At 66.2% G+C, this 25,930-nt stretch carries 25 protein-coding genes; 14 read left to right on the top strand and 11 right to left on the bottom strand.

What is annotated here, in order from left to right; genetic code table 11:
• Window positions 1-5 precede the first annotated feature (5 nt).
• The 3 genes from fdx to lpxO form a co-directional block, all read right to left on the bottom strand.
• Complete coding sequence (gene fdx / locus ACQ4WO_RS07145; protein ID WP_436480811.1) at window positions 6-338, bottom strand: ISC system 2Fe-2S type ferredoxin; 333 nt, start codon at window positions 336-338, stop codon at window positions 6-8.
• Between the two features lie 61 nt (window positions 339-399).
• Window positions 400-798, bottom strand: coding sequence for a DUF6331 family protein (locus tag ACQ4WO_RS07140; protein ID WP_436480810.1), 399 nt, complete (start codon window positions 796-798; stop codon window positions 400-402).
• 82 nt (window positions 799-880) lie between these two features.
• On the bottom strand, window positions 881-1,780 hold the full coding sequence (gene lpxO / locus ACQ4WO_RS07135) for a lipid A hydroxylase LpxO (protein WP_070301794.1): 900 nt from the start codon (window positions 1,778-1,780) through the stop codon (window positions 881-883).
• 143 nt (window positions 1,781-1,923) lie between these two features.
• Between lpxO and ACQ4WO_RS07130 the strand changes: the two genes are divergently transcribed.
• The 3 genes from ACQ4WO_RS07130 to ACQ4WO_RS07120 all read left to right on the top strand — a co-directional run bounded on the left by ACQ4WO_RS07130 (window position 1,924) and on the right by ACQ4WO_RS07120 (window position 4,827).
• Window positions 1,924-2,358 carry a hotdog fold thioesterase gene (locus ACQ4WO_RS07130; RefSeq protein WP_436480809.1) on the top strand — a complete coding sequence of 145 codons (435 nt, stop codon included), beginning with the start codon at window positions 1,924-1,926 and terminating at the stop codon, window positions 2,356-2,358.
• Window positions 2,359-2,627: 269 nt separating this feature from the next.
• Window positions 2,628-4,208, top strand: a complete 1,581-nt coding sequence (locus tag ACQ4WO_RS07125; protein ID WP_436480808.1) for a methyl-accepting chemotaxis protein — start codon at window positions 2,628-2,630, stop codon at window positions 4,206-4,208.
• Window positions 4,209-4,290: 82 nt separating this feature from the next.
• Window positions 4,291-4,827, top strand: coding sequence for a hypothetical protein (locus ACQ4WO_RS07120; RefSeq protein ID WP_436480807.1), 537 nt, complete (start codon window positions 4,291-4,293; stop codon window positions 4,825-4,827).
• Here ACQ4WO_RS07120 and ACQ4WO_RS07115 read toward each other — a convergent pair.
• Complete coding sequence (locus ACQ4WO_RS07115; protein ID WP_436480806.1) at window positions 4,809-6,308, bottom strand: MFS transporter; 1,500 nt, start codon at window positions 6,306-6,308, stop codon at window positions 4,809-4,811. The two genes, ACQ4WO_RS07120 and ACQ4WO_RS07115, sit on opposite strands and share 19 nt — an antisense overlap.
• A 109-nt stretch (window positions 6,309-6,417) precedes the next feature.
• Here ACQ4WO_RS07115 and ACQ4WO_RS07110 point away from each other — a divergent pair, with 109 nt between their 5' ends.
• The gene (locus ACQ4WO_RS07110) at window positions 6,418-7,311 is read left to right on the top strand and encodes a LysR family transcriptional regulator (protein ID WP_436480805.1); all 894 of its coding nucleotides are present in this window, start codon (window positions 6,418-6,420) and stop codon (window positions 7,309-7,311) included.
• Complete coding sequence (locus ACQ4WO_RS07105; protein ID WP_436480804.1) at window positions 7,308-7,952, top strand: DUF6000 family protein; 645 nt, start codon at window positions 7,308-7,310, stop codon at window positions 7,950-7,952. Before ACQ4WO_RS07110 ends, ACQ4WO_RS07105 begins: the two co-directional genes overlap by 4 nt.
• A gap of 44 nt (window positions 7,953-7,996) precedes the next feature.
• Here the strand turns inward: ACQ4WO_RS07105 and ACQ4WO_RS07100 are convergent, their stop codons facing one another.
• Entirely contained in the window at window positions 7,997-9,139 is a 1,143-nt protein-coding gene (locus ACQ4WO_RS07100) for a serine hydrolase domain-containing protein (RefSeq protein WP_436480803.1), read from the bottom strand.
• Window positions 9,140-9,457: 318 nt separating this feature from the next.
• On the opposite strand from ACQ4WO_RS07100, the gene ACQ4WO_RS07095 reads away from it, so the two are divergent.
• The 9 genes from ACQ4WO_RS07095 (at window position 9,458) to ACQ4WO_RS07055 (ending at window position 21,197) form a co-directional block, all read left to right on the top strand.
• On the top strand, window positions 9,458-12,478 hold the full coding sequence (locus ACQ4WO_RS07095; RefSeq protein ID WP_436480802.1) for a calcium-binding protein: 3,021 nt from the start codon (window positions 9,458-9,460) through the stop codon (window positions 12,476-12,478).
• A 91-nt stretch (window positions 12,479-12,569) separates the two neighbouring features.
• Window positions 12,570-14,744 carry a type I secretion system permease/ATPase gene (locus ACQ4WO_RS07090; RefSeq protein ID WP_436480801.1) on the top strand — a complete coding sequence of 725 codons (2,175 nt, stop codon included), beginning with the start codon at window positions 12,570-12,572 and terminating at the stop codon, window positions 14,742-14,744.
• On the top strand, window positions 14,741-16,084 hold the full coding sequence (locus tag ACQ4WO_RS07085; protein WP_436480800.1) for an HlyD family type I secretion periplasmic adaptor subunit: 1,344 nt from the start codon (window positions 14,741-14,743) through the stop codon (window positions 16,082-16,084). Before ACQ4WO_RS07090 ends, ACQ4WO_RS07085 begins: the two co-directional genes overlap by 4 nt.
• Complete coding sequence (locus tag ACQ4WO_RS07080) at window positions 16,074-17,438, top strand: TolC family protein (RefSeq protein ID WP_436480799.1); 1,365 nt, start codon at window positions 16,074-16,076, stop codon at window positions 17,436-17,438. The genes ACQ4WO_RS07085 and ACQ4WO_RS07080 overlap by 11 nt, the downstream gene beginning before the upstream one ends.
• Before the next feature lie 81 nt (window positions 17,439-17,519).
• Window positions 17,520-18,017, top strand: a complete 498-nt coding sequence (locus ACQ4WO_RS07075; protein ID WP_436480798.1) for a VOC family protein — start codon at window positions 17,520-17,522, stop codon at window positions 18,015-18,017.
• 91 nt (window positions 18,018-18,108) lie between these two features.
• Window positions 18,109-19,338, top strand: a complete 1,230-nt coding sequence (gene purT, locus ACQ4WO_RS07070; RefSeq protein WP_436480797.1) for a formate-dependent phosphoribosylglycinamide formyltransferase — start codon at window positions 18,109-18,111, stop codon at window positions 19,336-19,338.
• A gap of 27 nt (window positions 19,339-19,365) precedes the next feature.
• Complete coding sequence (locus ACQ4WO_RS07065) at window positions 19,366-20,001, top strand: DUF6058 family natural product biosynthesis protein (protein WP_436480796.1); 636 nt, start codon at window positions 19,366-19,368, stop codon at window positions 19,999-20,001.
• Complete coding sequence (locus ACQ4WO_RS07060; protein ID WP_436480795.1) at window positions 19,998-20,444, top strand: DUF6678 family protein; 447 nt, start codon at window positions 19,998-20,000, stop codon at window positions 20,442-20,444. Before ACQ4WO_RS07065 ends, ACQ4WO_RS07060 begins: the two co-directional genes overlap by 4 nt.
• A 15-nt stretch (window positions 20,445-20,459) precedes the next feature.
• Complete coding sequence (locus ACQ4WO_RS07055; protein WP_436480794.1) at window positions 20,460-21,197, top strand: hypothetical protein; 738 nt, start codon at window positions 20,460-20,462, stop codon at window positions 21,195-21,197.
• Here ACQ4WO_RS07055 and ACQ4WO_RS07050 read toward each other — a convergent pair.
• From ACQ4WO_RS07050 to ACQ4WO_RS07025, 6 genes are read right to left on the bottom strand one after another with little or no spacing between them, the layout of a single operon-like run.
• Entirely contained in the window at window positions 21,184-21,885 is a 702-nt protein-coding gene (locus ACQ4WO_RS07050; protein ID WP_436480793.1) for an ABC transporter permease, read from the bottom strand. The two genes, ACQ4WO_RS07055 and ACQ4WO_RS07050, sit on opposite strands and share 14 nt — an antisense overlap.
• A complete protein-coding gene (locus ACQ4WO_RS07045) occupies window positions 21,882-23,186 on the bottom strand; it encodes a glycosyltransferase (RefSeq protein ID WP_436480792.1) in 1,305 nt (434 codons plus the stop codon). The genes ACQ4WO_RS07050 and ACQ4WO_RS07045 overlap by 4 nt, the downstream gene beginning before the upstream one ends.
• Entirely contained in the window at window positions 23,183-24,067 is an 885-nt protein-coding gene (locus ACQ4WO_RS07040) for a hydrolase 1, exosortase A system-associated (protein WP_436480791.1), read from the bottom strand. The genes ACQ4WO_RS07045 and ACQ4WO_RS07040 overlap by 4 nt, the downstream gene beginning before the upstream one ends.
• On the bottom strand, window positions 24,064-24,921 hold the full coding sequence (locus ACQ4WO_RS07035) for a hydrolase 2, exosortase A system-associated (RefSeq protein ID WP_436480790.1): 858 nt from the start codon (window positions 24,919-24,921) through the stop codon (window positions 24,064-24,066). Before ACQ4WO_RS07035 ends, ACQ4WO_RS07040 begins: the two co-directional genes overlap by 4 nt.
• Window positions 24,918-25,163 carry an acyl carrier protein gene (locus ACQ4WO_RS07030; RefSeq protein ID WP_436480789.1) on the bottom strand — a complete coding sequence of 82 codons (246 nt, stop codon included), beginning with the start codon at window positions 25,161-25,163 and terminating at the stop codon, window positions 24,918-24,920. The genes ACQ4WO_RS07035 and ACQ4WO_RS07030 overlap by 4 nt, the downstream gene beginning before the upstream one ends.
• Complete coding sequence (locus tag ACQ4WO_RS07025) at window positions 25,142-25,903, bottom strand: GNAT family N-acetyltransferase (RefSeq protein WP_436480788.1); 762 nt, start codon at window positions 25,901-25,903, stop codon at window positions 25,142-25,144. The genes ACQ4WO_RS07030 and ACQ4WO_RS07025 overlap by 22 nt, the downstream gene beginning before the upstream one ends.
• Window positions 25,904-25,930: the final 27 nt, after the last annotated feature.

Below are 25,930 nucleotides of genomic sequence, written 5' to 3'. Positions count from 1 at the left end.
GGGGACTATTCCTTGGCGTGGTTGAGCGTGTACCTGGGCAGCTCCACCGTCAGGTCTTCCTGCGCCAGGCGCGCCTGGCACGACAGGCGCGAGTGGGGCTGCAAGCCCCAGGCCTGGTCCAGCATGTCTTCTTCATTGTCGCCCAGTTCATTGAGCGAATCGAAACCCTGCACCACGATCACGTGGCAGGTGGAACAGGCACCGACCTGGCCGCAGGCGTGTTCGATGTCTATTTTGTTGAGCAGCAAGGCGTCGCAAATGCTCATGTTCTGCGGCGCGTCGATGACGGCGCCGTCGGGGACCAGCTCGGGATGGGGCAGGACGGTGATCTTTGGCATGCGGGATTCTCCTCGTTTATCCTTCAATGCCGTCACTGTGGACCTTCCCGCCTTGGCAAGGTCAAGCCCCTGCGGCATCCTGCGCGACAATGCACTCGTCCAGATGATCGAGCAATTGCAGGAACACGCGTTTATCCGCGTAGTGATTCATCGTGTTACTCAGCAATACATCGCTGGCGGCAGCTGCCACGGCACTGTGGGCCTGCGCGCAGGCGGCATGCAGTTGTGCCCGATCAAGTTCCCGCAGCGCCGTCTCGACGGCTTCGCGTGTGAAGTCGTAGGCATCCATGCCGCAGCAGCCGGCGACACAATGGGTTTCCAGCAGGCAGATCAGCGGCCACAGTTCCCCCAGCAAGGGATCGATGTCGATGGCCTGCTCATAGCGGCCGTCAAGACTGATGAATTCGATCCATGCATCGTCGCCGATCTGGATATCGTATTGGCGGTCGCGTTCCGTCATGGTTCAAGATTCTCCTGGGTAGTGGTATCGCATTATAAAAAAAACCGCCCGAAGGCGGTTTTCTTGTGTGGTAATGCAGCGCTTAAATAAAATAGATCAGCGCGATGATGCCCACGACCAGCGCCACGCGGGTGATCTGGTAGGCCGTCTTGTTCCACGCCTTGAAGCGGCGGCGGTACTGGCCCATGGTCCAGGAGATCTGGAACAGTTTGCTCACGCCGCCCACCTGGTCGCCCAGTTCGTTTGGCGAGGCGGCGGCCGTCATCAGCGTGCGGCCCAGCCAGCGGTTCAAGCCTTGCGCCCAGCGGTAGCGCATCGGGCGCTCGATGTCGCAGAACAGGATGATGCGGTCGCTGTCGGCATCGTTGCGTGCCCAGTGGATATACGTTTCATCGAACATCACGGCCTGGCCGTCGCGCCAGCTGTGGCGTTCGCCATCGACGTCGATGAAGCAGCGGTCGTCGTTCGGCGTCTGCAAGCCCAGGTGGTAGCGCAGGGAGCCCGCGAACGGGTCGCGGTGCGGGTTGAGCTTGCCGCCTTGCGGCAGTTCCGCGAACATGGCCGCCTTGATCGACGGAATCGATTGCAGCAAGGCATAGGTTTGCGGACACATCTGCTGCGCCGACGGATGATTCGCGTCATACCATTTCAGGTAGAAACGCTTCCAGCCATATTTGAAGAAGGAATTGAAGCCCACGTCATTGTTCTTTTCGGCGGCCTTGATTTTTTTCATTTCCTGCATGCGCAGCGCTTCATCGCGGATGATTTGCCAGTTCTGCTGCAGCGGCGCCAGTTCCGGGAATTGCTCGACGGCCAAATACGGCGTGGCCGGCACCTTGGAAAAGGTGTGCATGAACAGGTTCAGCGGCGCCATGAACGAGGAGTGATCGAAGATCTGGCGGCGGAACGGCAGGCGCACCTTGCCCCGAAAATGAATATGTAAAACAGAAAACACAAAAATGCCCAGCAAGGCCCACTTCATACACAACCTCGTTTTTTAAGAATGGGGCAATTATAACCAGTTAATGCCATCGCCACCCCGGGCCACGGTGAAGGAAAGATGAAGCGGCACGCGCGGACGCTCTGTCCTACAATGGCCTTTTCTACACACTATCCGAGGTAACAATGGAAATCTGGCACGCACCGCTCGACCTGGCCATCCTCAACGCCGCCAGCGAGGGCACGGCCATGCGCCACCTGGGCATCGAATTTACGGCCTTCGGCCCCGACTGGATCGAAGCGACCATGCCCGTCGACCACCGCACCATGCAGCCGTTCAAGCTGCTGCACGGCGGCGCTTCCGTCCTGCTGGCCGAAACCCTGGGCAGCATGGCCGCGAATGCCTGCCTCGATTCCAGCCGGCACGTGAGCGTGGGCCAGGAAATCAATGCCAACCACCTGCGCGGCGTGCGCGGCGGCCGCGTGACGGGGCGCGCCACGCCGATCCACCGGGGCCGCACCAGCCAGGTCTGGGAAATCCGCATCACGGGCGACGACGGCAAGCTGTGCTGCATCTCGCGCATCACGATGGCCGTCATCGATGCGCCGGGTGCGGGCTGATACGGCAGCTCTTGACTTGCATCAAGGCATGAAAAGCGAGCGCGTGAAATCATAAAAAACGCTGTTCGCTTATAATTCAGTGTGCTGTTGTATGGCGTAGCGGAAAGTCTCGCACGCCTGCATTGCCCGACATTAGAAGCTGACTGCCCAAAAAACGCCAGTTAGAGACCTATCCTGCAGCATGCGGGAAAGGCAGCACGACGGCGAGCAGATCGCCCGGTTCTAGCGCAACCGGCAAAAAATCAACTTTATACAGGGCAATAACAACAATGATGTCATTCAATCGTTTGACGATAGGCGCGCGCCTGAGCGCAGGCTTCGGGCTGCTGGTGCTACTGATGCTGGTGCTGGCTGCCTTCGCGCTGCTGCGCATCGGCGCCATCTCCGGCGCCATGGACGCACAAGAAAAAGTCCAACTGGAAAAACTCGAACCGCTGTACGTGGCGCGCGAAGCGCTCGACCAGACGGGCCTGGCCGCCCGCAACGCGTATATCTTCCACGACCAGGCCGCCGCCGAGAAAGAGCTGGCCATCCTCGACAGCCAGAAGGCGCTGTACCTGGACGCGCTGGCCCGGCTGGCGCCGCAGTTCGCCGGCGATCCGCAGTTCGAGAAAGTCAGCACGGGCTTGACCGCCATGGCGCAGGAATTGCAGCGTCCGCGCCAGTTCCGCGCCGCGGGGCAGATGGAACAGTACGGCACCTTCCTCGTCGAAGAGTGCAGCCCCCTGCGGCGCCAGATCGTCGCCGACATCGATACGGTGCTGAAAAACGTCCAGCGCGAATCGGAGCAGGCCAGCGTGGCCGCGCGCGCCATCTACGGCCAGTCGCTGCGCTGGATCGGCGTGCTGGCCGCGCTCAGCGTGCTCATTTGCATTGCGGTCGCCACCGTCATCACGCGCGGCCTGCTGCGCCAGCTGGGCGGCGAACCGGCGTACGCGGCCGCGATTGCCGGGCGCATCGCACTGGGGGAGTTGGCCATCGACGTCCACACGCGCCATGGCGACGACAGCAGTTTATTGTTTGCGATCAAGACCATGCGCGACAACCTGGCCGCCATTGTCGGCAAGGTGCGCCATGGAACGGAAAGCATCGCCACGGCGTCGACCGAGATTGCCACGGGCAACCGCGACCTGTCGCAGCGCACCGAGCAGCAGGCCGGTTCGCTGGAAGAAGTGGCGTCATCGATGGAAGAACTGATTTCCACCGTGCGCCAGAATGCGGACAACGCCCAGCAGGCAAACCGCCTGGCGCGCGAAGCGTCGAAGGTGTCGGAGCAGGGCGGCAAGGCCGTGGCCGAAGTGGTGCATACCATGGGCCTCATCAATGCGTCGTCGAACAAGATCGTCGACATCATCGGCGTGATCGACAGCATCGCCTTCCAGACGAATATCCTGGCCTTGAACGCGGCCGTGGAAGCGGCGCGCGCCGGCGAACAGGGACGCGGTTTTGCCGTCGTCGCCACCGAGGTGCGCAGTCTGGCGCAGCGCTCCAGCGCCGCCGCGCGCGAAATCAAGGCATTGATCGACGATTCCGTCAGCAAGGTGGGCACGGGCACGGTGCTCGTCGAGCAGGCGGGCGCCACCATGCATGACGTGGTGGCCGGTATCGGCAGGGTGACGGGCATCATGGCCGAGATCAGCCACGCCACGCAGGAGCAGGGCGCCGGCATCGAGCAAGTCAACCGCGCCATCGTCGACATGGACAGGGTGACCCAGCAAAACGCGGCCCTGGTCGAGCAGGCGGCCGCCGCCGCGCACGAATTGCAGCAGCAGGCGGCGCAGCTGGAACAGGAAGTGGGCATCTTCAAGCTGGCCCCGCCGGCCAACGGACCGCTGCGCCTGGCGGCTTGAGGCCGATGGCGCTTTAGCGCGGCGCGCGCCAACCGGCATATTCCGCGCTACAATGAGCGCTGGATCACCGCCAGGACGAGTCATGCAAGTGCACAGCAGCCATGATCTATCCAGCCCGGACGACGACAAACCGGCGCCGCCCGTGCTGCAGCTGGCCCTTGCCGGTCTCGGCTGGGGCTTGCTCACCTGCATGCTGTGCTTTGCCATCCTGTTCGTCACCAAATGGCTGCTGCCGCCCGAATACTGGGGCGCACACACGGGCCTGTCCAAGTTCAAGCGCGAAATGTCGCTGCCCCTGCTGGTGTTCTGGGTCGTCATCTATTCCCCCATCCTGGAAACTTTCCTCGGCCAGCTGCTGCCGCTGGAAATCCTCCGGCGCCTGGGCGCCAGCCGCCAGCTCAGCGTTTTTATCGGCGCCATCCTGTGGGCCATCGTGCATTTCATCAGCGGCGGCCTGCTGCACGCCATCGTCGCGCTGGGGTCGGGCGCCATGTTCAGCTTTGTCTACCTGCGCTACCGCGGCCCCAGTGTGGCCGTTGCCTACGCGACAACGGCGTTTGCGCGCGCCTGCAACAATATCGCCATCCTCGTCGCCGTGTTCTACGGCCTGGACGCCTGAGCCGCACCCTTCCGAAGCAAGTACGGCACCAGCGCCGCCAGCGCCACGGCCAGCAGCGCCAGGCCGACCAGCAACTGGCGGAAGGCGGCGTCATAGCTGGCGCGCAGCAGCGTTTCCTGGCCGCCCAGCAGCTGTGTCGCCTGCTGGATATCGCCGAGCGCGGCGCGGCTGGCGGCGCCCAGCACGGGCAGCTCGGCCGGTAGTTGCTGGGCCAGGCCCGCACCGATCAGGCCGGCCAACAAGGAGCCCGCCAGGGCCAGCGCCACCCCATCGGCGCTGACGCGCACGGTATTGAAGATGCCCGTCGCCATGCCGGCCCGTTCCGTTTCCACCACGCTCAGGGCCATGCCATCCATCAAGCCCCACGGCAAGCCGATGCCCACGCCGATCAGCAGCAGGGGGCCGGCCAGCGCCGCGGTGCCGCCATGACCCAGCACTTGGGCCAGCCAGGCCAGTCCCGCCGCGGCCAGCAGCAGCCCCGCCGCGCACAGGGCGCCCGTCTCGACCCAGCGCGACAGCAGCGCCGCCAGCACGGGCACGAGCAGCAGCGGCGCGGCCAGGGCGATCATCAAACGGCCCGCCGCCAGCGCGGTCATGTTGTCGATGCCGATGAAGCGCCCCGGCAGCATGACGATGAGCACGATGAACAGGAAGGCGGGCGAGGCGGCCAGCACTTGCACGGCGACAAAGCGGCGCTGGCGGAACAGCGACAAATCCAGCATGGGCCGCGCCGTCCTGCGCTCGATCGCGACAAAGGCGAGGAACAGCAGCACGGATGCGGCGACGGACAGCAGCACGGCGCCGTTGCGCCAGCCGTGTTCGGGCGCCAGCAGCATGCCCAGGGTCAGCAGGCCCAGCGCGGCGCTGAAGCTGATGGCGCCAGGCCAGTCCAGCCGGCCCTGGCCGCGCGCCGGATCGGACGGTACGCTGACCCATACCAGCAGCATGCCGATGGCGCCCAGCACGGCCGTGGCATAAAAGATGGCAGGCCAGCGGGCCAGCGCCAGCATGGCGCCGGCCGCCAGCGGACCGAAGGCCAGGCCCAGGCCGAACGTCGTGCCCAGCACGCTCATCACGCGGCTGCGCGCCGCGCCGTGGAACAATGGCGCCAGCGACGACATGGCGGCGGCGAACGCTGCCGCGCCACCCAGGCCCTGCACGAAACGCAGCGCGGCGATCCATGCCACCGATGGCGCGACCGCGATGGCCAGGGTCGCCACGCAAAACAGCGCCAGGCCCGCCAGCCAGACGCGGCGCCGTCCCAGCACGTCCGTCAGGCTGCCGGCCACCATCATGGCGCTGCCATAGCTGAGGATATAGGCATTGATGACCCAGTTCAGGGCGGCGGCGCTGCCGTGCAATTCGGCGCCGAGGGCGGGCAGGGCCACGGCCGGGCCCGTGAAGCACAGGGGTATCAGCAAGCCCGTCAGGCAAGCGGCCAGCACTTGCAGCGGGAGTGAAAGACGTGAGGAAGAGGACATGGGTGTCGGATATGAAAGAAAGAGAGGCGAGTATGGCGCGCCCATCATTGAAGAAAAATGGGCTAAACTGATCAACATATCGGACAAGAATGTCTTTAATAGGGTTCGCATGGATAGCTTGGGTGGCATCGCCATGTTCGTGCAGGTGGCCGACAGCGGCAGTTTTTCGGCCACGGGCCGGCTGCTGGGCCTGTCATCGTCGGCCGTCGGGAAAAGCGTGGCGCGCATGGAAGCGCGGCTCGGCGCGCGCCTGTTCCAGCGCAGCACGCGGCACTTGGCGCTGACGGCGGAAGGGGAAAAATTCCTGCAGCGCTGCAAGCGCATCCTGGCCGAGGTGGAAGCGGCCGAGCGCGAACTCGGTGAATCGGGCGGCGCGCCCAGCGGCCGCCTGCGCATCAGCCTGCCACGCTACAGCGGCCTGTTCGAAGCGGCCATCGGCGCCTTCATGCAAGCCTATCCCGCCATCGAACTCGACCTCGATTTCTCCGACGCCATGGTCAACATCGTCAGCGACGGCTTTGACGCGGCCGTGCGCACGGGCGAACTGGCCGATTCAAGCCTGATGCGGCGCAAACTGTGTACGTTCCGGCGCCTGCTGGTGGCGTCGCCCGCCTACCTGGCGCGCCATGGCAGGCCCACCGATGGCACCGAACTGATGCGGCATCAGCGCCTCGATTACCGCTTTCCCGCCACGGGCCGTTTGGAGCAGTGGCCGCTGATGGACGAGGCTGCCCAGCCGGCGCCCGGCATGGTGTGCAACAGCGTGGAAATGCGCGTCTTCCTGGCCGTGCAGGGGCAGGGCATCGCCTACCTGCCCGCATTCGCCGTGCAGCGCGAGCTGGCGGCGGGGCAACTGGTCTCGCTGCTGGACGAGCATACGCAGGCGCGCACGGCATTCTGGCTGCTGTGGCCGGCCAGCCGCCACCTGCCGCCGCGCTTGCGTGTATTCATCGATTTCCTCGTGGCGCAGTTGCAGGATCAAACTTTTGGAGCTTTGCCATGACGGCGGATTCTTCCCTGACGCCATTGCAATTGCATGTGGCTGGCGCCACCGTGCGCCATGACCACCCGTTTGCCGTGCCGGCGCTGCCGCCGCAGGAGCCGCTGACGGCGGCCTTGCGCGATGACTGGGTGCTGCCCCTGTACATGGGCTTGCACCAGCCCCAGGCGCTGGCGTGCGCGCAGCGGCTGGGACAGGCCGACGCCACCGTCATCGCACGCCTGCTGGGGCAATTCGACTGGCGCAGCCGCACGGCGGGCGCCTACTTGGCCGCATTGACCGGGCAGTCCGCGTTTACGGGGCAGCTGGGCGGCCTGCTGCTGGCCAGCGAAGTCTGCTACGCGGGCAGCGCATATTGCCTGGCGCTGGCCGTTTTCGACACGCCAGCCAGCCGCGATTACCTGCACCGTTATCTTGCGCATTACCTTCGGCAGCCGCAGTTGCACTTTGATCAGGAGCAAGCGATGGCGGCCATTGCCTACCTCGATGGCCAGCATGGCCGGGATGAGGCGGCCCGCCACGCTCCGGCCTGGACCGGTTTCGCGGCCAGCCGCCCGGGCCTGGCGCTGGACGACGCGCTCGCGCAATTTACTTCCCGCATGGCCGCCTTGCGCGCCTTGCAGGCCGCCGTGGCTGGCAAATAAGCGCCATCGTCCCAAACTGTGGCGCCGTGCGGATTGTTGGCGGCCTACTTCGCGCTTTCCATGGATTCCACGGTGCCGAAAATAGGCGCCAGCGCGCTTTCCATGGCGCCGGCGGTCGCGTCGCCGCTCTGGTTGGTGATGATGAAGACCCCAAGCTGGTATCGAGGAACGACGTAAGCGTAGCTTTGCGCACGTGGCACGCCGCCATGGTGCACATAATGCGTGCCCAACTGGCGATTGCTGCCGATGTTCCAGAAATAACCAATGCTGAAGTCGTCCTGAAAGCGCACCAGCGGCTTGTGCGATTCGACGACCGCGCGATGGGCGCTCAATTGCAGGCGCAGGTATTTCGCCATATCGGGCATGGTCGACTTCAGGTTGCCGGCGGCTCCCCAAGGCAGTTGCGGCATCGGTGTCGTGATGACGGGATTGTCGCTGTGGTAGCCGGGCGCCAGCCGGCCGCTATCCCCGGCTGCGATTTTCAGCCTGGTATCGCGCATGCCGGCTTCGCGCGCGATGAATTGCGCGAGCAGGTCTGCATAGGGCATGCCGTAGATTGTTTCGAGCGTGTGCGCAATGAGTTCGGTACCGGCGCTGGAATAGGCGTAGTCCTTGCCAAGCGGGCCCTTGATGCTGACTGCGTGCAAGTCCTGCCAGAATTGCTGTTGCCCGTAGTCGGCGTAGGCTGCATTGAGCTTTGCCGGCGTGGCGTGTGCCGTGAAATCCTGCAATATGGCGTTCACCTGCAATGGCAGCATGCCCGGCATGGTGCTGGTGTGCGTGATCAAATGGCGCAAGCGTACTGGCTGGCCTTGCCACTGCAGGTTCGGGTAGGCCGCCGGCAGGTAGTTTTGTATGGGATCGTCGAGCGCCGCTTTCCCGTCCAGCACGGCGTTTGCCAGTAGCAGGCCGGCAAAAGTTTTGCTGACTGAGCCGATTTCATACAGCGTTGTATCGTTCGGCGGATTGGCTTTGCCGGTCTCCAGCTCGCCCTGATGCAGCATGAATTCCTTGCCGCGATAAACGACGGCAATCGAGGTCGCGTGCAGCAATGGTGACTGCAGCAGGGTGGTCGCGGTCTGGCGCATGGCCGCCGGAATGTCAGGCGCAGGTGCCGTGGCCGCGGGCTTGCAAGCTGCCAGCAGCAGTGTCATTACAGTGATGCTTGCGGCGAGTTTGGTCATCATGCGCACCATCGAGGGGGGAGGGGCATTCTCGCACAATGGGTTCAGCGGTGACAGAAAAAACTGGGCAAGGTTCCTCTTCTTTCCTCCATGCAGTGTGACATTTGCATGACAAATAGCAGTGCCTGTTCCGATTGCGCGTCATTAAGGCGTGCATGCGAGGCGACGCTCAGGCGCGCGCCGTCCATGCGCCAAAAGTGCCGGACCGTTGAAGGTGCACGTTGGACTGCAAGTGGATGCGGCCGGGACTTTTGCCTTGCATGCCGGCCTGCGCCGGCATATTCAATCTTGGTTTTAAGTTTAACGACAGGAAACTGCAACATGACTGAAAACAATGCATCTGGCTCCAGCGTCTCCGCCATCGACGCTTACCTGAACAGTTCCGCAGCCGCCGCCCAGCGTTTCACGGGCACGCCGAACGCGGATATCCTCACCGGCACCACGGGCGCCGACGTGCTCGAAGGCCTGGCTGGCGACGATACGTATTACGTCAACCACAGCGGCGACGTGATCGCCGAACTGGCCAACGGCGGCAGCGATACCGTCTACACCAGCGTCAATTACACGGTGGCCGACAACGTCGAGAACGTGCGCCTGACCGCAGGCGGCCTGACGGTAACGGGCAGCGCCAATACCAATAACGTCTTTTTCGTTGATGCGGCCGGTGGCAACAGGATCGATGGCGGCGGCACGGGCAACACGGTCAACTACGTGGCGTCCAGCACGGGCGTGACGGCGACCTTGTCCGGAGCGAATGGCCCGGTGACGGCGCCGCCCGGCAGCGACGTGCTGCTTAATATCGCCAACATTGCTGGCAGCAAGTTCGATGATGTTCTGACCGGTAACGAGCTCAAAAACGCCCTCGTGGGCGGTTTTGGCAACGATATCCTGCGCGGCGGCAAGGGCGACGATACCCTGGCCGGCTTGCAGGGCGACGACACGTATATTTTTGCCCGTGGCGACGGCGCCGACATCATCGTTGACGGGGAAGAGGCGGCCAGCCATAACGTCGTCTCCTTCCTGGCCGGCGTCAGCGCCGACCAGCTGTGGTTCCGCCAGGTGGGCACGGCGCTGGAAGTGAGCACCATTGGCACCGGTGACAAGATCACCATCAACGTCTGGTTTTCCAGTACGGCGCCCCGCATCCAGGAATTCCGCACGGCCGACGGCCGCGTGCTGCTGGGCAGCGACGTGCAAAACCTTGTGCAGGCAATGGCGGGCCTGGCGATGCCGGCCGCTGGCCAGCTGACCTTGCCAGCGGCAACGGCCGCCGCCCTGGCGCCGGCGCTGGCGCAGAACTGGCGTACGGAAGGACCGAACCAGCCCGGCAATGGCGTCTTTACCGGCACGGCGAACCCGGACATCATCAAGGGCACCGCGGGCGCCGACGTGATGGCCGGCCTGGCCGGCGACGACACGTATTACGTCAACCACAGCGGTGACGTGGTGGTGGAACAGGCTGGCGGCGGCCGCGATACCGTCTATGCCAGCGCGAACTACACGCTGGCCGCCAACGTCGAAGAGGTGCATGTGAGCGCCGCCGGCCTGACGGTGACGGGCAACGGCAATGACAACGTGTTCCACGTCGATGTTGCCGGCGGAAACGTGCTGCGCGGCACCGGCACGAACAGCACGGCCACCTATGCGGGTTCCAAGGCGGGCGCGACGGCCAGCATCGTTTCCATCAACGAATCCCATGCGGCCCGTCCCGGCAGCGATGTGCTGGTCAATATTTCCAGCGTGACCGGCAGCGGCTATGACGACGTACTGTCCGGCAACGAGCTGGCCAATATCCTGGCTGGCGGCCTCGGCAACGATACCTTGCAAGGCGGCAAAGGCAGCGACGTGCTGACGGGCGGCCTCGGCGACGACACCTATGTCTTTGCGCGCGGCGACGGCGCCGACGCCGTTATCGAATCGTCCGCCGATGCCAGTTACGACACCATCGCCTTCCTGGCCGGCGTCAACATCGACCAGCTGTGGTTCCGCCAGGTGGGCGCCGACCTGGAAGTGAGCACCATCGGCACCACGGACAAGATCACCATCCGCGCCTGGAACGCGGCTGTGCCGAACATCGAGGAATTCCGCACGGCCGCCGGCCACGTCATGCGCGGCGCCGACGTGCAGCTGCTGGTGCAGGCGATGGCGAACCTGACGCCGCCGCCGCTGGGCCAGCTGACCCTGCCGGCTGGCACGGCCGCCGCCCTGGCGCCCGCGCTGGCCCAGGCCTGGCACTTCAACGGTCCCACGCAGCCGACGGGGCAAACATTCGTCGGCACGGCGAATGCCGACGTCATCAACGGCACGGCGGGCGCCGACCTGCTGCAAGGCCTCGGTGGCGACGACACGTATTACGTCAACCACAGCGGCGACTTCATCGACGAACGTGGCAATGGCGGCAACGACACCGTGTACACCAGCGTCAATTACACGGTGGCTGACAACGTCGAGTACGTGCGCCTCAGCGGCCCCGGCCTGACGGTGACGGGCAGCGCCTATACCAACAACGTCTTCCATGTCGGCACCGCTGGCGGTAACGTGCTCGACGGCGGCGGCGCGGGCAATTCGCTGACCTACGCCACTTCCAATACAGGCGTGACAGCCGCCTTCGCACCCGTTGGCGGCCCGATGACGGCGCGCGCAGGCAGCGACGTGGTGGCCAACTTCAATGCCGTCGTCGGCAGCAAGTTTGATGACGTTCTGGTGGGAAATGAGATCAAGAATATCCTCGTCGGCGGCCTCGGCAACGATACCCTGCAAGGCGGCAAGGGCGACGATGTCCTCGCTGGCGCTGCGGGCAACGACACCTATGTCTTCGCCCGCGGCGACGGCGCCGACATCATCAACGAGCCGAACGAGGCGGGCAGCCGCGACGTGGTGTCCTTCCTGGCCGGCGTCAGCGCCGAGCAGCTGTGGTTCCGCCAGGTGGGCACGAACCTGGAAGTGAGCACCATCGGCACCAATGACAAGGTCACCGTCAATGGCTGGTATGCGGCTGCGGGGGCGAGCATCGAGCAATTCCGCATGGCCGACGGCCGGGTCTTGCTGGGTAGCCAGGTGCAAAACCTCGTGCAGGCGATGGCAGGCCTGACGCCGCCAGCGGCTGGTCAGCTGACCTTGCCTGCAGGCACGGCGGCCATCCTGGCGCCGGTGCTGGCGCAAAACTGGCGCGCCGCGCAGCCATTCAGTGCCGCCAGCCAAGGCGGAATCGGCGGCTGGCAGACGGATTCCGCGCAGCTGGTGCAAGCGATGGCCGGCTTTGCCGTGCCGGCGGCCGCATCGGCGCCATGGTCAGGCCACGGCAATCCGTCGACGCAGATCCAGCTGGCGGCAGTCCATTAATCAGTTGACATAGCCAGATCCACCCTCACGCAGCCGGGCCGGGGCGACCTGCCACGGCCTGGCTGCGCCATTGAATCTCTGATATTGCCCGATGACAGTCCTCTCCCACCGCAACGATCCGCCGCATATTGAAAATACAAGGCCCGACACGGGCTTGCTGTCGCTGTTGCTGATGGCCAGCCTGCACGGCATCGCCGCCGATGGCGCTCAGCTCAAGCATGCTTGCGGCCAGGCCGTGTTCACGCGGCAAACCGTGCTGCTGGCCGCCCGGCAACTTGGCTTGACGGCCAAACTGGTGCGCCAGGCGCCCGAACGGCTGGGGCAGGCGCCGCTGCCGGCCATCGCCATCGATACGGACGGCCGTTTCTTTATACTCGGCAAGGTCGAGACGGACGCTGGCGGCGTGAGCAAGGTGCTGGTCCAGCATCCGGGCCAGCCGCCGCAAATCCTCGGCCGCGAAGCCTTCCTTGCCGCCTGGACGGGCGAGCTGATCTTTTTTACCAGCAAGGCCAGCTATGCGGGCGAGACGGCCCGTTTCGACTTCAGCTGGTTCATTCCCGCCGTCGTCAAATACCGCAGGCTGCTGGGCGAAGTATTGCTGATTTCCTTCGTGCTGCAGCTGATCGGCCTGGCCACACCCCTGTTTTTCCAGGTGGTGATGGACAAGGTGCTGGTCAACCACGCGATGAAAACCCTGCACGTGGTGGCCATCGGTTTAGTGTGCGCCATCGTCTTCGAAGCCGTGCTTGGCCTCATCCGCACCTATGTTTTCGCGCGCACCAGCAGCAAGATCGACGTGGAACTGGGCGCGCGCCTGTTCCGCCATTTGCTGGCCTTGCCGATCGCGTATTTCCAGGCGCGCCGCGTGGGCGATTCCGTGGCGCGCATCCATGAACTGGAAAACATCCGCTCTTTCCTCACCGGCAACGCCATGACCCTGGTGCTCGATCTGCTGTTTTCCTTCATCTTCATTGCCGCCATGCTGTGGTACAGCGCGGCGCTCAGCATCGTCGTGCTGGCCTCGATTCCCATCTACGCGGCCCTGTCGATGCTGCTCACGCCCGTGTTGCGTGGCCGCCTGAACGACAAATTCAACCGCAGCGCGGAAAACCAGTCCTTCCTGGTTGAAACCATCAGCGGCGTCGATACGCTCAAGGCCATGGCCGTCGAACCGCGCTGGCAGCAGCAGTGGGAAAAGCAGCTGGCCGGCTATGTGTCGGCGGGCTTGTCGGCGAATAACATCGGCATGCTGGCCAGCGGCGGCGTGACGCTCGTGAGCAAGCTGGTGACGGCGGCCATCATGTGGTGGGGCGCCACCCTCGTCATCGACGGCAAGATGACGGTGGGCGAACTGGTCGCGTTCAATATGCTGGCGGGGCAGGTGGCGTCGCCCATCTTGCGCCTGGCGCAGCTGTGGAACGATTTCCAGCAGGTGGGCATCTCCATGAGCCGGCTCGGCGACATCCTCAACGCGCGCGTGGAAGCGGGCAGCCAGAAGGCGCGCCTGCCGCGCATCGCGGGCGCCATCGACTTCCAGCAGGTGGGTTTCCGCTACCGGCCCGATGCGGCCGAGGTGCTGCGCAATGTGTCGATCAGCATCGCGCCTGGTGAAGTGATCGGCATCGTCGGGCGTTCCGGTTCCGGCAAGAGCACCCTGACGCGGCTGGCGCAGCGCCTGTACATTCCCGAGCGGGGCAAGGTGCTGATCGACGGACAGGATATCGCCGTCATCGACACGGCTTCGCTGCGGCGCCAGATTGGCGTCGTGCTGCAGGAAAACATCCTGTTCAACCGCTCCGTGCGCGACAACATCGCGCTGAGCGACCCGGCGCTACCGATGGAAACCGTCATCGCCGTGGCGAAACTGGCGGGTGCCCACGATTTCATTTGTGAATTGCCCGAAGGCTACGACACCATGGTGGGCGAGCACGGCACGGGCTTGTCGGGCGGCCAGCGCCAGCGCATCGCCATCGCCCGCGCCCTGATCGGTGATCCGCGCATCCTGATTTTCGATGAAGCGACGAGCGCGCTCGACTATGAATCGGAAAAAATTATCCAGGACAATATGCGCGGCATTTGCGCGGGGCGCACCGTGCTGATCATCGCCCACCGCCTGTCGGCCGTGCGCGAAGCGAACCGTATTGTTGTCATGGAGCGGGGGCAGGTGGCCGAACTGGGCACGCACGACGCGTTGCTGGCAAACCCGGGCGGCATCTATGCCCATCTGTACAGCCTGCAGCAGGGCACGCACGGGAGCGCCGCATGAGCGCCGGCTACCGCCTGGCCGCGTATGGCGAGCTGTTGCAACGCTATGGCCAGGTGCTGCGGCATAGCTGGCGCCAGCGCGCCGCCTTGAGCGGCCCCGTCCTCAGCGAAGATGAGGCGGCCTTCCTGCCGGCCGCGCTGGCGCTGCAGGAGCGGCCCGTGTCGCCCTCGTTGCGCCTGACGGCCAGGGTGCTGATGCTGCTGGTCGGCTGCGTCGTGCTGTGGGCGGTCTTCGGCCAGGTCGACATCATCGTCAACGCGGCCGGCAAGATCATTCCGTCCGGCAACACCAAGACCATCGCTTCAGTCGACGTGGCGGCCGTGCGCGCCCTGCATGTGCGCGAGGGACAAGCCGTGAAGGCGGGCCAGCTGCTCGTGGAACTCGACAGCCGCGGCCCGGACGCCGAGCGCGACAAGGCCGCCGGCGACGCCGTGGCGGCCGCGCTGCAAATGGCCCGCTCGCGCGCGCTGATCGCCGCCGTCGACAGCTTGACGCTGCCGAAGCTGGCGGCGCCCGACGGTGCGTCTGTCGCTCAGCGCGAGGAAGCGCAGGGCCATCTCGATGGCCAGTACGCGAACTTCCGCGCCAGGCTTGCGCATCTCGATGGCGAGATTGTCCGCTATGCCCAGGCGCTGCCATTGGCGGCCCAGCGCGCCGGCGATTACCAGGCGCTGCTGGCCACGCGCGACGTGGCCGAACACGCGTGGCTGGAAAAGGAGCAGGCGCGCATCGACCTGGCCGGCCAGCTGGCGTCGGCCCGCAGCGAGCGCGCGGCCCTGGTGGCGCAAACGCGCAAGGACGCCTATGACGCGCTGACGGAAGGGGCCAGAGTGGCGGCGGCCAGCGGCCAGGATGCGCGCCGCGCCGGTGCCCGCGGCAGCCTGCTGCGCCTGACGGCCCCCGTCGACGGCACGGTGCAGCAACTGAAGCTGCACACGGTGGGCGGCGTGGTGCCGGCCGCGCAGGCGCTGATGCAGATCGTGCCGCGCCAGGGCAAGCTGGAAATCGACGCCGTGCTGGAAAACCGCGACGTCGGCTTCGTGAAGGTCGGTCAGGCGGTGGCCATCAAGGTCGACGCCTTCGATTACACCAAGTATGGCACCGTGCCCGCCGTCGTCAGCAGCGTCTCGCGCGACGCCGTCGAGGATGAAAAGAAGGGCCCGGTGTATGCCGTCAGGATCACGCTGCGGCAGCCGTCCATCATCATCGACGGCAAGACGGTGCCCTTGACGGCCGGCATGGCCGTGCGCGCGGAAATCCGCACCGGGACGAGGAGGGTGATCGAATACGTGCTCTCGCCGCTGGTGCAGCACCAGAAGGAGGCGCTGCATGAACGCTAGACGTCGCGCCATGGCCGCCATCGCCATCGCTGCCAGCTTGCTGCTGGCCCGTGTTGCGGCGCAGGCGGGCGAGTTCGAGGTCGCGCCATGCCCGTCCGCGTCCGAGGCGGGCGTGCCCTTGACCTTGCCGGCGGCTGTCGACCTGGCCCTGTGCCACAACGCGCAGGTGCACGGGGCCTGGGCCGGCATCCGGCTGCAGGCGGCCGGCGTGGGCGAGGCCAGAGCCGCCTTTCTGCCGACGCTGAATGCGGGCGTGAGCCGGGTGCACGACCGCACGGCTTATCCGGGCGCCAGCACGCCGTCAGGCAGCTTGAACAGCAATACGGGCTCGTTGAATCTGTCCTGGCGTCTGTTCGACTTCGGCGGGCGCGCGGCGGGCCAGCGTTCGGCGCAAGCCTTGCTCGACGCGGCCCTGGCCAACCGCGACGCCGTGCTGCAAAAGACCCTGGCGGCCACCGTCAGCGCGTATTTCGACGCGCAGACGGCGCGGGCCAACGTGCGGATGCGCGAGGAATACCACGCGCTGGCCAATGAAACGGTGCTGGCCACGCAGCGCCGCGCGCAGCGGGGGCTCGGCTCGCACAGCGACACCCTGCAGGCGACGAGCGCGCTGGCCAAGGCGGCCCTGGGCGCCAGCCGCGCCGATGGCGAGTTCCAGAAGGCGCGCGCCGTGCTCGTCTATACGCTGGGCTTGCCGGCCGAGGCGGGCGTGGTGCTGGACGACGATACGGCCGAACCGGCGGCTGGCCTGCGTGAAGATTTGCACACCTGGCTGGCGCTGGCCCAGGCGCGGCACCCGGCCATCGTGGCCGCGCAGGCGCAGCTGGCGGCCGCGCGCGAACGGGTGGCCGTGAGCGAGTCGGAAGGCCGTCCCAGCATCGACCTGACGGCCAATCTCTACCAGAACGGCCGCCCCAACCAGGGCTTGTCCGCCGCGTCCACGCGTGAAACCCTGGTGGGCATCTCATTGAACATCCCCCTGTTCGACGGTTTTGCGCGCCACTACAAGGTGCGCGGCGCGCTGGCGCAGGCCGGGCAAAGGGAAGCCGAGGCGCAAGACGTAAAGCAGCAGACCCTGATGGAATTGGTGAAAACGCATTCGGAGGCGAGCACGGCGCTGGCCAACCTGGCCGCCTCGCAAGCGTGGCTGGATGCGGCGCGCGATGCCCAGGCCAGCGTGCAGCGCAAGTTCGGCCTGGGCGCGGCCGATATCCTGGAAATGCTGAACACCCAGTCGGCGCTGCTCGAGGCGCAGCAGGAGCGCATCCGCTGCCAGGCGGAATGGCGCTCGGCCCGGCTGCGGCTGCTGGCCAGCGCCGGCGTGCTGGGACGGGAGGCCATTGCAGGGCGCTAATCGGCGTATTCCGCGCGCCATGCCGGCGCAATTGTGACTATATTAGCGTAGCTAATCCACACACCGGCCAAGGGAGACATCATGCACAGCATACAAAAGATTACCCCGTGTTTATGGTTCAACGGCCACGCCGAGGCGGCGGCCCTGTTGTATACGGGGATATTCCCCAATTCGAAGATCGGCCAGATCCTGCGCTATGGCGAGGAGGGCAAGGAAATCCACGGCCAGGAACCGGGCAGCGTGCTGACGGTGGCGTTCGAGCTGGACGGCCAGACGTTCACGGGCTTGAATGGCGGGCCGCTGTTCCAGTTTTCCGAAGCGATCTCGTTCCAGGTCAATTGCGAAACCCAGGATGAGGTCGACCACTACTGGAACCAGCTGTCCGAAGGCGGGCCGCCGGAAGCGCAGCAGTGCGGCTGGCTCAAGGACCAGTTTGGCGTGTCCTGGCAAATCGTGCCCACCATCATGGTCAAGCTGCTGGGCGATCCCGACCCAGTCAAGGCCCAGCGCGTGATGAAAGCCATGATGGGCATGAAAAAGATCGACATCGACGAGATCAAGCGGGCGTACGCGGGCTAGCCTGGTCCGTCAGGCAGCGGTGCACCCTGTCCAAGATGGCCGCCATTTGTTATAGTCCCAGCCATCTTTCCATCCGCTTACAGACCCTGCCATGACCACTAGCACCAGCAGCACCATTGCGCCCCGCACCTTCGGCACGCCCCTGTCCTCCACCGCCATCAAAGTCATGTTGCTGGGCTCGGGTGAACTGGGCAAGGAAGTGATCATGTCGCTGCAGCGCCTGGGCGTGGAAGTGATCGCCGTCGACCGCTATCCGAACGCGCCGGGCCACCCGGTGGCGCACCGCTCGCACGTGATCGACATGAGCGACGGCGTGGCCCTGGCCGCCCTGATCGAACTGGAAAAGCCCGATTTGATCGTGCCGGAAATCGAAGCCATCGCCACCGATACGCTGGCGGCGCTGGAAGCGGCCGGAAAAATCACGTGCATCCCGAACGCGCGCGCGGCCGTGCTGACGATGAACCGCGAAGGCATCCGCACGCTGGCGGCCGAAACCCTGGGCGTGGCGACGTCGCCATACCGCTTCGCCAGCAGCTTGCAGGAGTTGCAGCTTGCATGCCAGGAGATCGGCTTCCCGTGCGTCGTGAAACCCGTGATGTCGTCTTCGGGCAAGGGCCAGTCCAAACTCGATGGCGCCGCGGACGTGGATGCGGCGTGGGCGTATGCGGCCAGCGGCAGCCGTGTCGATACGGGCCGGGTCATCGTCGAGGGTTTCATCGACTTCGATTACGAAATCACCTTGCTGACGGTGCGCGCCGTCGGCGCTTCGGGCCAGATCGAGACGCAGTTTTGCGAGCCGATCGGCCACTTGCAGGTGCATGGCGACTACGTGGAATCGTGGCAGCCGGCCCGCATGGCGCCGCTGGCACTCGAGCGCTCGCGCGACATCGCCCGCAAGGTGACGGACAACTTGGGCGGCCTGGGCCTGTTCGGCGTGGAGCTGTTCGTCAAGGATGACATGGTATGGTTCTCGGAAGTGAGCCCCCGTCCGCACGACACGGGCATGGTCACCATGGCCAGCCAGGTGCAGAGCGAATTCGAGCTGCACGCGAAAGCCATCCTCGGTTTGCCCGTCAACGTGGCCCTGCGTTCGCCCGGCGCCTCGGCCGTCATCTACGGCCAGCTGGAAGCGAAAGGCATCGCCTTCGAAGGCGTGGCCGATGCCTTGAGCGTGCCGGGCGCGGACTTGCGCCTGTTCGGCAAGCCGGAATCGTTCGCCCGCCGCCGCATGGGCGTGGCGCTGGCCACGGCCGGCGATATCGACACGGCCCGCGCGCGCGCCGTGCTGGCCGCATCGAAAGTCAAGCCGGTGGCAAAGTAAGCCTGCCTGCAAATACAACATATCAACATGGACATCGACGCCCTGATCCAGGCCCGCCTCGTTCCCGCGCCTGCGTACGTGGTCGATGACGGCGGCAATCTGTGCTCGTTCGTCTTCGGTGCCATGGCGGCGCCAGGGGCCAGGGCCGGCCGCTATTTTCCGCCCTCGCAGCTGGCCTGGATCGCCGTTGCGCGGCACGCGCTCGCCGAAGAACCGGAAACGGCGCCAGCGCGCCTGCAGGCGCAATTTACTGCCCGCTTTGGCGCCGCGCTGGCGGCTTTGAACCTGACGACCTGGCGCCTGCGCGACAGCTTCGACGACAGCGGCGCGCCGATCGCGGAGGGCTTGCGCGCCCGCAGCGACAGCGCCTGGACGTATTTTTTGAACGGCACGTTTTCCCTGTGCGTGGCCAATCCCATGTCCGAGGCGCACATCGCCTGGAAGGAAGTGCTGCAGGAAAAGCTCGCGCAGCAAAGCGCGAACGGCAGCAAGACGCTGTTGCCGCAAGCGCAGGCGCAGCAGATGCATGCGCTGATCGACGCCTATGCGGCGGCCGCCATGCCGTTTTCACCCATCGAATATGCCTTGAGCAGCCGCAAGCGCCTGGTCGAGGACCTGCGCGCGAACATCCGCGTAAGCGACGAAGAGGGGACGCCCGCATGACGGCATCAGCGCCGCACAGCCTGCCGCAGGCCGACGCAGGTGGCGACGACATCAAGCGCAAGTTGCGCGGCCACATTGCGCGGCGCAACCTGGCCGGCGCCGCCAACGATTGCAAGTGGAACGAACTGCTGGCCTTCATGCGCGGACGCACCGACTGGGCGCCGTCGTACCGTTACGGCTCCGTCACCGGCTATGTCTCGCGCTGGGATACGGAATGGGATTATCACCCGCCGTTCCCGTTCCTGGGCGTGGAATGGTTCGATATCAGCTTGTACTCGGAAGAACACGTGGCCATGCTGCTGCCCAAGAAAATCATCGACCACGGCGTGTGGATCGTGCCGGAGCTCGAGCGCATCGGCTTCGATTTCGAAGTGCGGGACCGGGTGGCGCGCATCTGGGGCTATTTGCCCCGCAATTATCACGACTTCCCAACCGCCGACTAATTCAAAGACTCTCTCATGCCTGAAAACGTTATTCCCCAGGTGCCGCAAGCGGACGACGCCGTCGTCGGCAAGGAAGCGGGCGCGCAGATGCTGGCCACGGCTTGCGCCGCGCGCGACGCCTTCTATGCCACTTTGGGCGCTGTTGACGCCGACGTGCTGGCGCCGCTGGTCAACCCGGCCTTCATGGGTGGCCCGCGCTGGCCATCGTTGCGCCAGGCCTGGCGGGTGATCCGCCGGAATGACTCCATCCTGATTGCCAGCGATGGCTTGAGCGACCCGTTCGAGGATGACGGCGACGTGTTTGTGCCGCGCGGCCACCTGCTGGAAGTGTGCATCGAGGCGCCGCTGTCCGCCTTCAACGGCGATCCGGTGCAGGCATCGTGGCTGTTCGATCTGGTCTACCAGGTCAGCCAGAACGTGGCCGACCATGGCTCCATCGATTTGCTGGTGCAGCGCCACGCCAGCGTATCGATGGCGCTGGACTTGCAAGATGCGCCCAAGGGCCTCGAAGACGAGAATGCACAGGTGGGCGTGCTGCTGGCCCAGGGTGCAGGCACCATTCCCCCTTCGTTCGGCACGCCGTATGGCGAAGTGATGCTGCTGACGCTTACGGCGCTGCAGCCGGCCGAACTGGCATACATCAGCGAGGCGGCAGACAAGGCCCAAGCGCGGCGCGACCTGGCCGCCGCGCTGGCTGCGTCGCCGGCCGGGCATTGGAGCGTGGCCCAGCGGCCGGCCGTCATTCCCCGCTAGGTTCTTCGACTGGCGGCATTGCCGGTTCTTCCGCTTTCGGCGCGTCCTTCGCCTCCACGACGGCGGGCGCCGGCGGCGGCTCGCGCCACTTGCCCGCCGCCTTCAGCTTGTTCTTCAGCCCCGGCAAGGGAAAGCCCAGCGCATAGGCTTTTTGCGCGTGCGCGCTGGCCTTCTCGTATTCCTTCTTCTTTACATACATCAGGCCCAGGTTGTACTGGATGGTGGCCTGGTCGGGCGCCAGGCGGCTGGCTGAGTCCAGCTGTTCCAGCGCCATCGCATCCTGGCCAGTGGACAGCAAATAGCTGCCATACACCATGCGCGCCGTCACGTCGTGCGGCGCGAAGGCGATCGCCCGTTCGAAGTAGCAGCTGACCGTGTAGCGGGCGCCCACCGGCTGCGCGCTTTTCAGGCGCAATCCCAGCTTGGCCATCGATGCCAGCGCCCGGTGGTGGTTCGGGAAGTGTTCAAGCGTGTAGCTGATGTCCGCGCCCAGGCTGCCCGTCATGCCTTGCGTGAGCGTTTCCACGGCGCGTGAAAAATGGAATTTCTCGACCACGGAGAGACCGTCGCGGTCTTCCGCGCTCGTATAGTCACCGCCCGGCGTGCGCTTGACGTAGGGCGGACACTCGGCGGCAGTGGCGCTGGCGCAGCAGGCGGCGAGGGCGCAGGCTAACAAGCAATGCTTCATGTCGGACTCCTGTGGCTGACCTGGTCGAGCAAATCGGCCAGGGCGTTGCTGCGGGCTTGCCGCGATTGCAGGGCGATGGCCGTGGGGCTGGCCAGCGGGGCGCGGCCCTGGCGCGCCAGTTCAAGGAAGCGCAGCAGCGCGCGTGCGCAGTCGCCGCTGGAAGCCAGCTGGCCGATGGTGTCGATGCCGCAGTGGCGCAGCTTGGCCGCGCTGTCGCCGGCCAGGTCGGTCAGCGCGAGGATGGGCCGGCGGCAGCGCAGATATTCATACAGCTTGGCGGGAATCTGTTCGTTGCAGTTGGCCGCCTGCAGCAGAAGCAAGCCGTCGGCGGCCAGCATTTCCTGCAGCGCCGCGCCGTGCGGCTGCAAGGGTTCCAGGCTCACCAGATCCAGGATGCCGTATTTCGCCAGCAGGCCCGCCAGCCACGCATCGTGGCCCGTGGCGCGCAGCACCAGCTGGAAGTTGCGGGCGTGTAGCACGCCGTCGCGGCGCAGGCGGGCCAGGGCTTCGAACAGCGGCTGCGGATCGCGCTCGGAAGGGTAGATCACGCCGCTGTGCAGCAGAAGAAAGCGGCTGCGGTGGCCGCGCGGCCCGGCCAGCGGCGCGGCGTCCTCGTCATCGTCGTGGCCATTTTCGATCAGGCAGAAGCGCTCGCGCCCCACTTGCGCAAGGCGCCGCTGGTGTGCCGCGATGGCGCCCGGCGCCGTGCAGACGATGGCCGCGCTGCGCGCCGCGATGCGCTGTTCGATCCACGCATGCATGCGGTGCAGGCGCGGCTCGGGCGGATACGGCGCCAGCGGGTCGCTGTCGTCGAGCATGGGGTCGCGCTGGTCGGCGATCCATGGCAGGCCGCTGAGTTTTTGCAAGGTCATCGCGATCAGGTGCGCCGTGGCGATCGGGTACGTCGACCAGATGGCGTCGGGGCGATACTCGCGAATCATGCGCAGACCGGCCGGCACGGCGCTCAGCCACCAGGAACTCCAGCGGTCGGGCAGCGCCAGGCAGCGCGGATAGCGCCCGGCGATGGACAAATGGCGCGCCGCGTCGAGCGCCAGCGTGCGCCGCACGGTCGCTTGCGCGCCGATCTGCGCCAGTTGCGTATTGCCCCGCTGCGCATACGCGAGCGGCGACGGGCTGAGCACGAGCGGCTGCCAGCCGCAGTCGGGCAGATGGCGGGCAAAGCCCAGGGTGCGCAGGATGCCGCTGCCGCCGGCAAACGGCGGAAAATGGTAGGCGACCATCAGCACCCGTTTTGGTCGGGCCGCGTCCGGTCGGGCCGCGTTCGGCGAGGTCATTATCATGACCGCAGCCACCGTGTGCACAGCTGTTCGACTTCGCCGCGCCAGGCGGCGCTGGCGAACGTGTGGTTGGCGCCAGCGACCTGCGCCTGCGTCCATTGCGCGCGGGCGGCCACGGCGCGCCAGGCTGTGTCGCCATCAAGCAGGGCTTGCCACTCGCGCGCACCGAGGTCGTCGCCGCTGAGGATCAGCAAGACCTTGCCCTGGAATTGCGCCAGCGCCCGCAGCAGGGCCGGCGCGGGCGCATCGTCTTCCCGCGTTGGCGGTTCTTGCGTGGCGGCCGCCACCTGCCGCAGCGACGCCAGACTGGCGCCCAGCTGCATTCCGCCGCTGGCCAGCTTGCGCCAGAAACGGCCTTGCAGCAGGCGTGGCAAATAATAGTGGCGCAGGGTGGCGCGCGCCAGGCCGGCGCTGCTGCGCACCCAGGGGTTGAGCAGGATCAGGGCCTTGACGCGCGCGTCGCGTGGCGCATGGCAGGCCGCAGCCGTGGCGCCGTCGCACAAGCCCCACAGCGCCACTTCGCGCAAGGCCGGGACGGCGTCGAAAAATTGCGCCAGCGCCCCGGCGATGTCGGGACCGGCGGCGCGGTAATCGCGCGCGCTGCCCTCGCTGTCGCCCATGCCGCGCAAGTCGAAACGCAGCACGGGCCAGCCCTGCGCGGCCAGGGCGCGGGCCAGCAAGACGAACTGGCGGTGGCTGCCGATCCGGTACTGCGGCCCGCCCGTGACGATCAATACGCCGCGCGCGCCCGCTGCGTCGGGCAGGCTGAGGATGCCGATCATGCGCGCCTGCGCCTCGCCGTCGTCAGCGGCGCTGCGAAAGCGCAGGGCCAGTTCGCGCACGGCGTGCGCCGCGAGGTGCTGCTGGCTGCTGTCGCGCTTCATGGCGGCGTCCTTTCCTCGTCGAGCCAGTCGCGGCACAGCGCACGCGTCGCGTCCAGCAGTTGCGGACATGCGAGCAGCTCGCCGCTGTGCCAGAACGGGCCATCGCCGAAGCTGGCCACGTGGACGGCGGCGCCCTGGTCCCGCCAGTGCCGCGCCAGCGGCGGCAAGGGCGCGGCTGCCTGCTCCGGCCCCTGGTAATCGAGCCAATAGACAGGAACGGCAGGCTGCAGCGCAGACGCGCTGACGTCATCGATGGCGTGCGCCAGCGCGGGCGCCAGCAGGTAGCCGGCCACTTCCACAGCTTCACTTTCCGCCAGTGCGGCGCGCGCATGGCCGGGCGCTTCCTGCCCGCCGCCGGCCAGCATGCCGGCCGCCAGGCGCAGGCGCAGGAAGCGGTCTATGACACGCCGTCCATCGAGTTCCGGTTGCCACAGCAGCAAACGGGCCAGGGGCAGCGGCGGATTGCTGGCGAAATCGAGGGCCAGCAGGGCGCCCAGGCGCAAGCCCCACACGGTCAAGGGGCCGTTGATCCGCTGCGCCAGCCACGCGCAAGCCAGGTGCAGGTCGTTGTGCCAGATGTCCCAGCGCGCTTCGCCAAAGTCGCCGCTGCTGTCGCCGCAGCCGAACAGGTCGATCTGCAGCACGCTGTAGCCGGCCGCGGCAAAAGCGCGCGCCTGCGCGGCGGCCACGTGGCGGCTTTTATTCAGTTCTTCCGCGAACGGATGCACGTAGAGGATGCCGCCGCGCGCGGTCTGGCCTGGCGGCGGCAGGTGCAGCAGGCAGTAGCGCTGGCCGCCGCTGGCAGGCAGGAAGAAGGGCAGCAGCGGCAGCGCGTCGATGGCGGCGCGGTTCATGGTCGCAGCTTTGCAAACACGAAATCGTGCAGGGTGCCAACGGTGGCAAAGTGGCGCGCGTGGATGTCGTCGTCGGCGACGATGATGCCGAAATGGTCTTCCAGTGCGGCGATCACGCCGATCACGGCCATCGAATCGAGTTCCGGCACGCTGCCCAAGAGCGGCGTGTGGGCTTCCAGCACGCGCCCGTTCAAGCCCAGGGTGGTGTCGAGGATGTGCTTTACTGCTTCAAGATGCGGCATGTCAGCTCCAGGGAAGGGTAGTGCGGCAGGGATGACGTATCGAAGGCCAGGCAGGGGATGTCGCCGGGGCGGCGCGACAGGTGCAGATACGGCGGCAGGCTGGCGGCCATCCATTGCCAGCGCCCGCAGCGGATAAAGGTGGCCGTGCCCAGCGCGTGCGTGCCCAGGCGCGCGTGGGCGCCCAGCGAGGCACGGTTGAAACGCGAGATGCGGCTGCACGACCAGCGCACGCCCTGCGCGTACAGCACGGCGTTGGCTTCTTCCCACAGGCGCGCGAAGACGAGGCCGCCGCGCTGTTCGGGATGCACCCACACGTCGAGGTCCCACGACGACTGCTGCGACGCCAGCGCATAGCGGGCGCGCACCTCGTCTTCCTGGCAGCCGTGGCGCAGCAGCCAGATCCAGCCGGCCATGCCAGCTTCTTGCGAATGGCGCGCCACCAGGCATTGCGCGCCCTGGCGGTAGCGTTCGCGCAGCGCGCCGGGCCGGCGCTCGGGGCCGGGCGGCAAGTCCGCTTCCGCCATGCAGGGCGTGACGGTGATCGACTTGCCGCGCCCGCGGCACAGCGAACCGGGCGCCACGGCCTGTGCCACGAACTGGTAGCGGTACAGCGCGCAACGCCGGCCGGCCACCGTTGCCAGCAGCCGCGCCACGGCCAGCCAGGCGCTGTCGCGCCAACCCAGCTGGGCGACGCTGGCGGCCAGCCGTTGCAGCAAGGGAAATTGTAGGGACAGGGCCATGGTAGTAACGGATGGGGCGGCTATGCA

The sequence above is a fragment of the Janthinobacterium aestuarii genome (assembly GCF_051380835.1).
GTDB lineage: Bacteria > Pseudomonadota > Gammaproteobacteria > Burkholderiales > Burkholderiaceae_D > Janthinobacterium > Janthinobacterium aestuarii.
The sequence above is the reverse complement of the archived record's forward strand: the minus strand, read 5'-3'. Positions and strand labels throughout refer to the sequence as shown.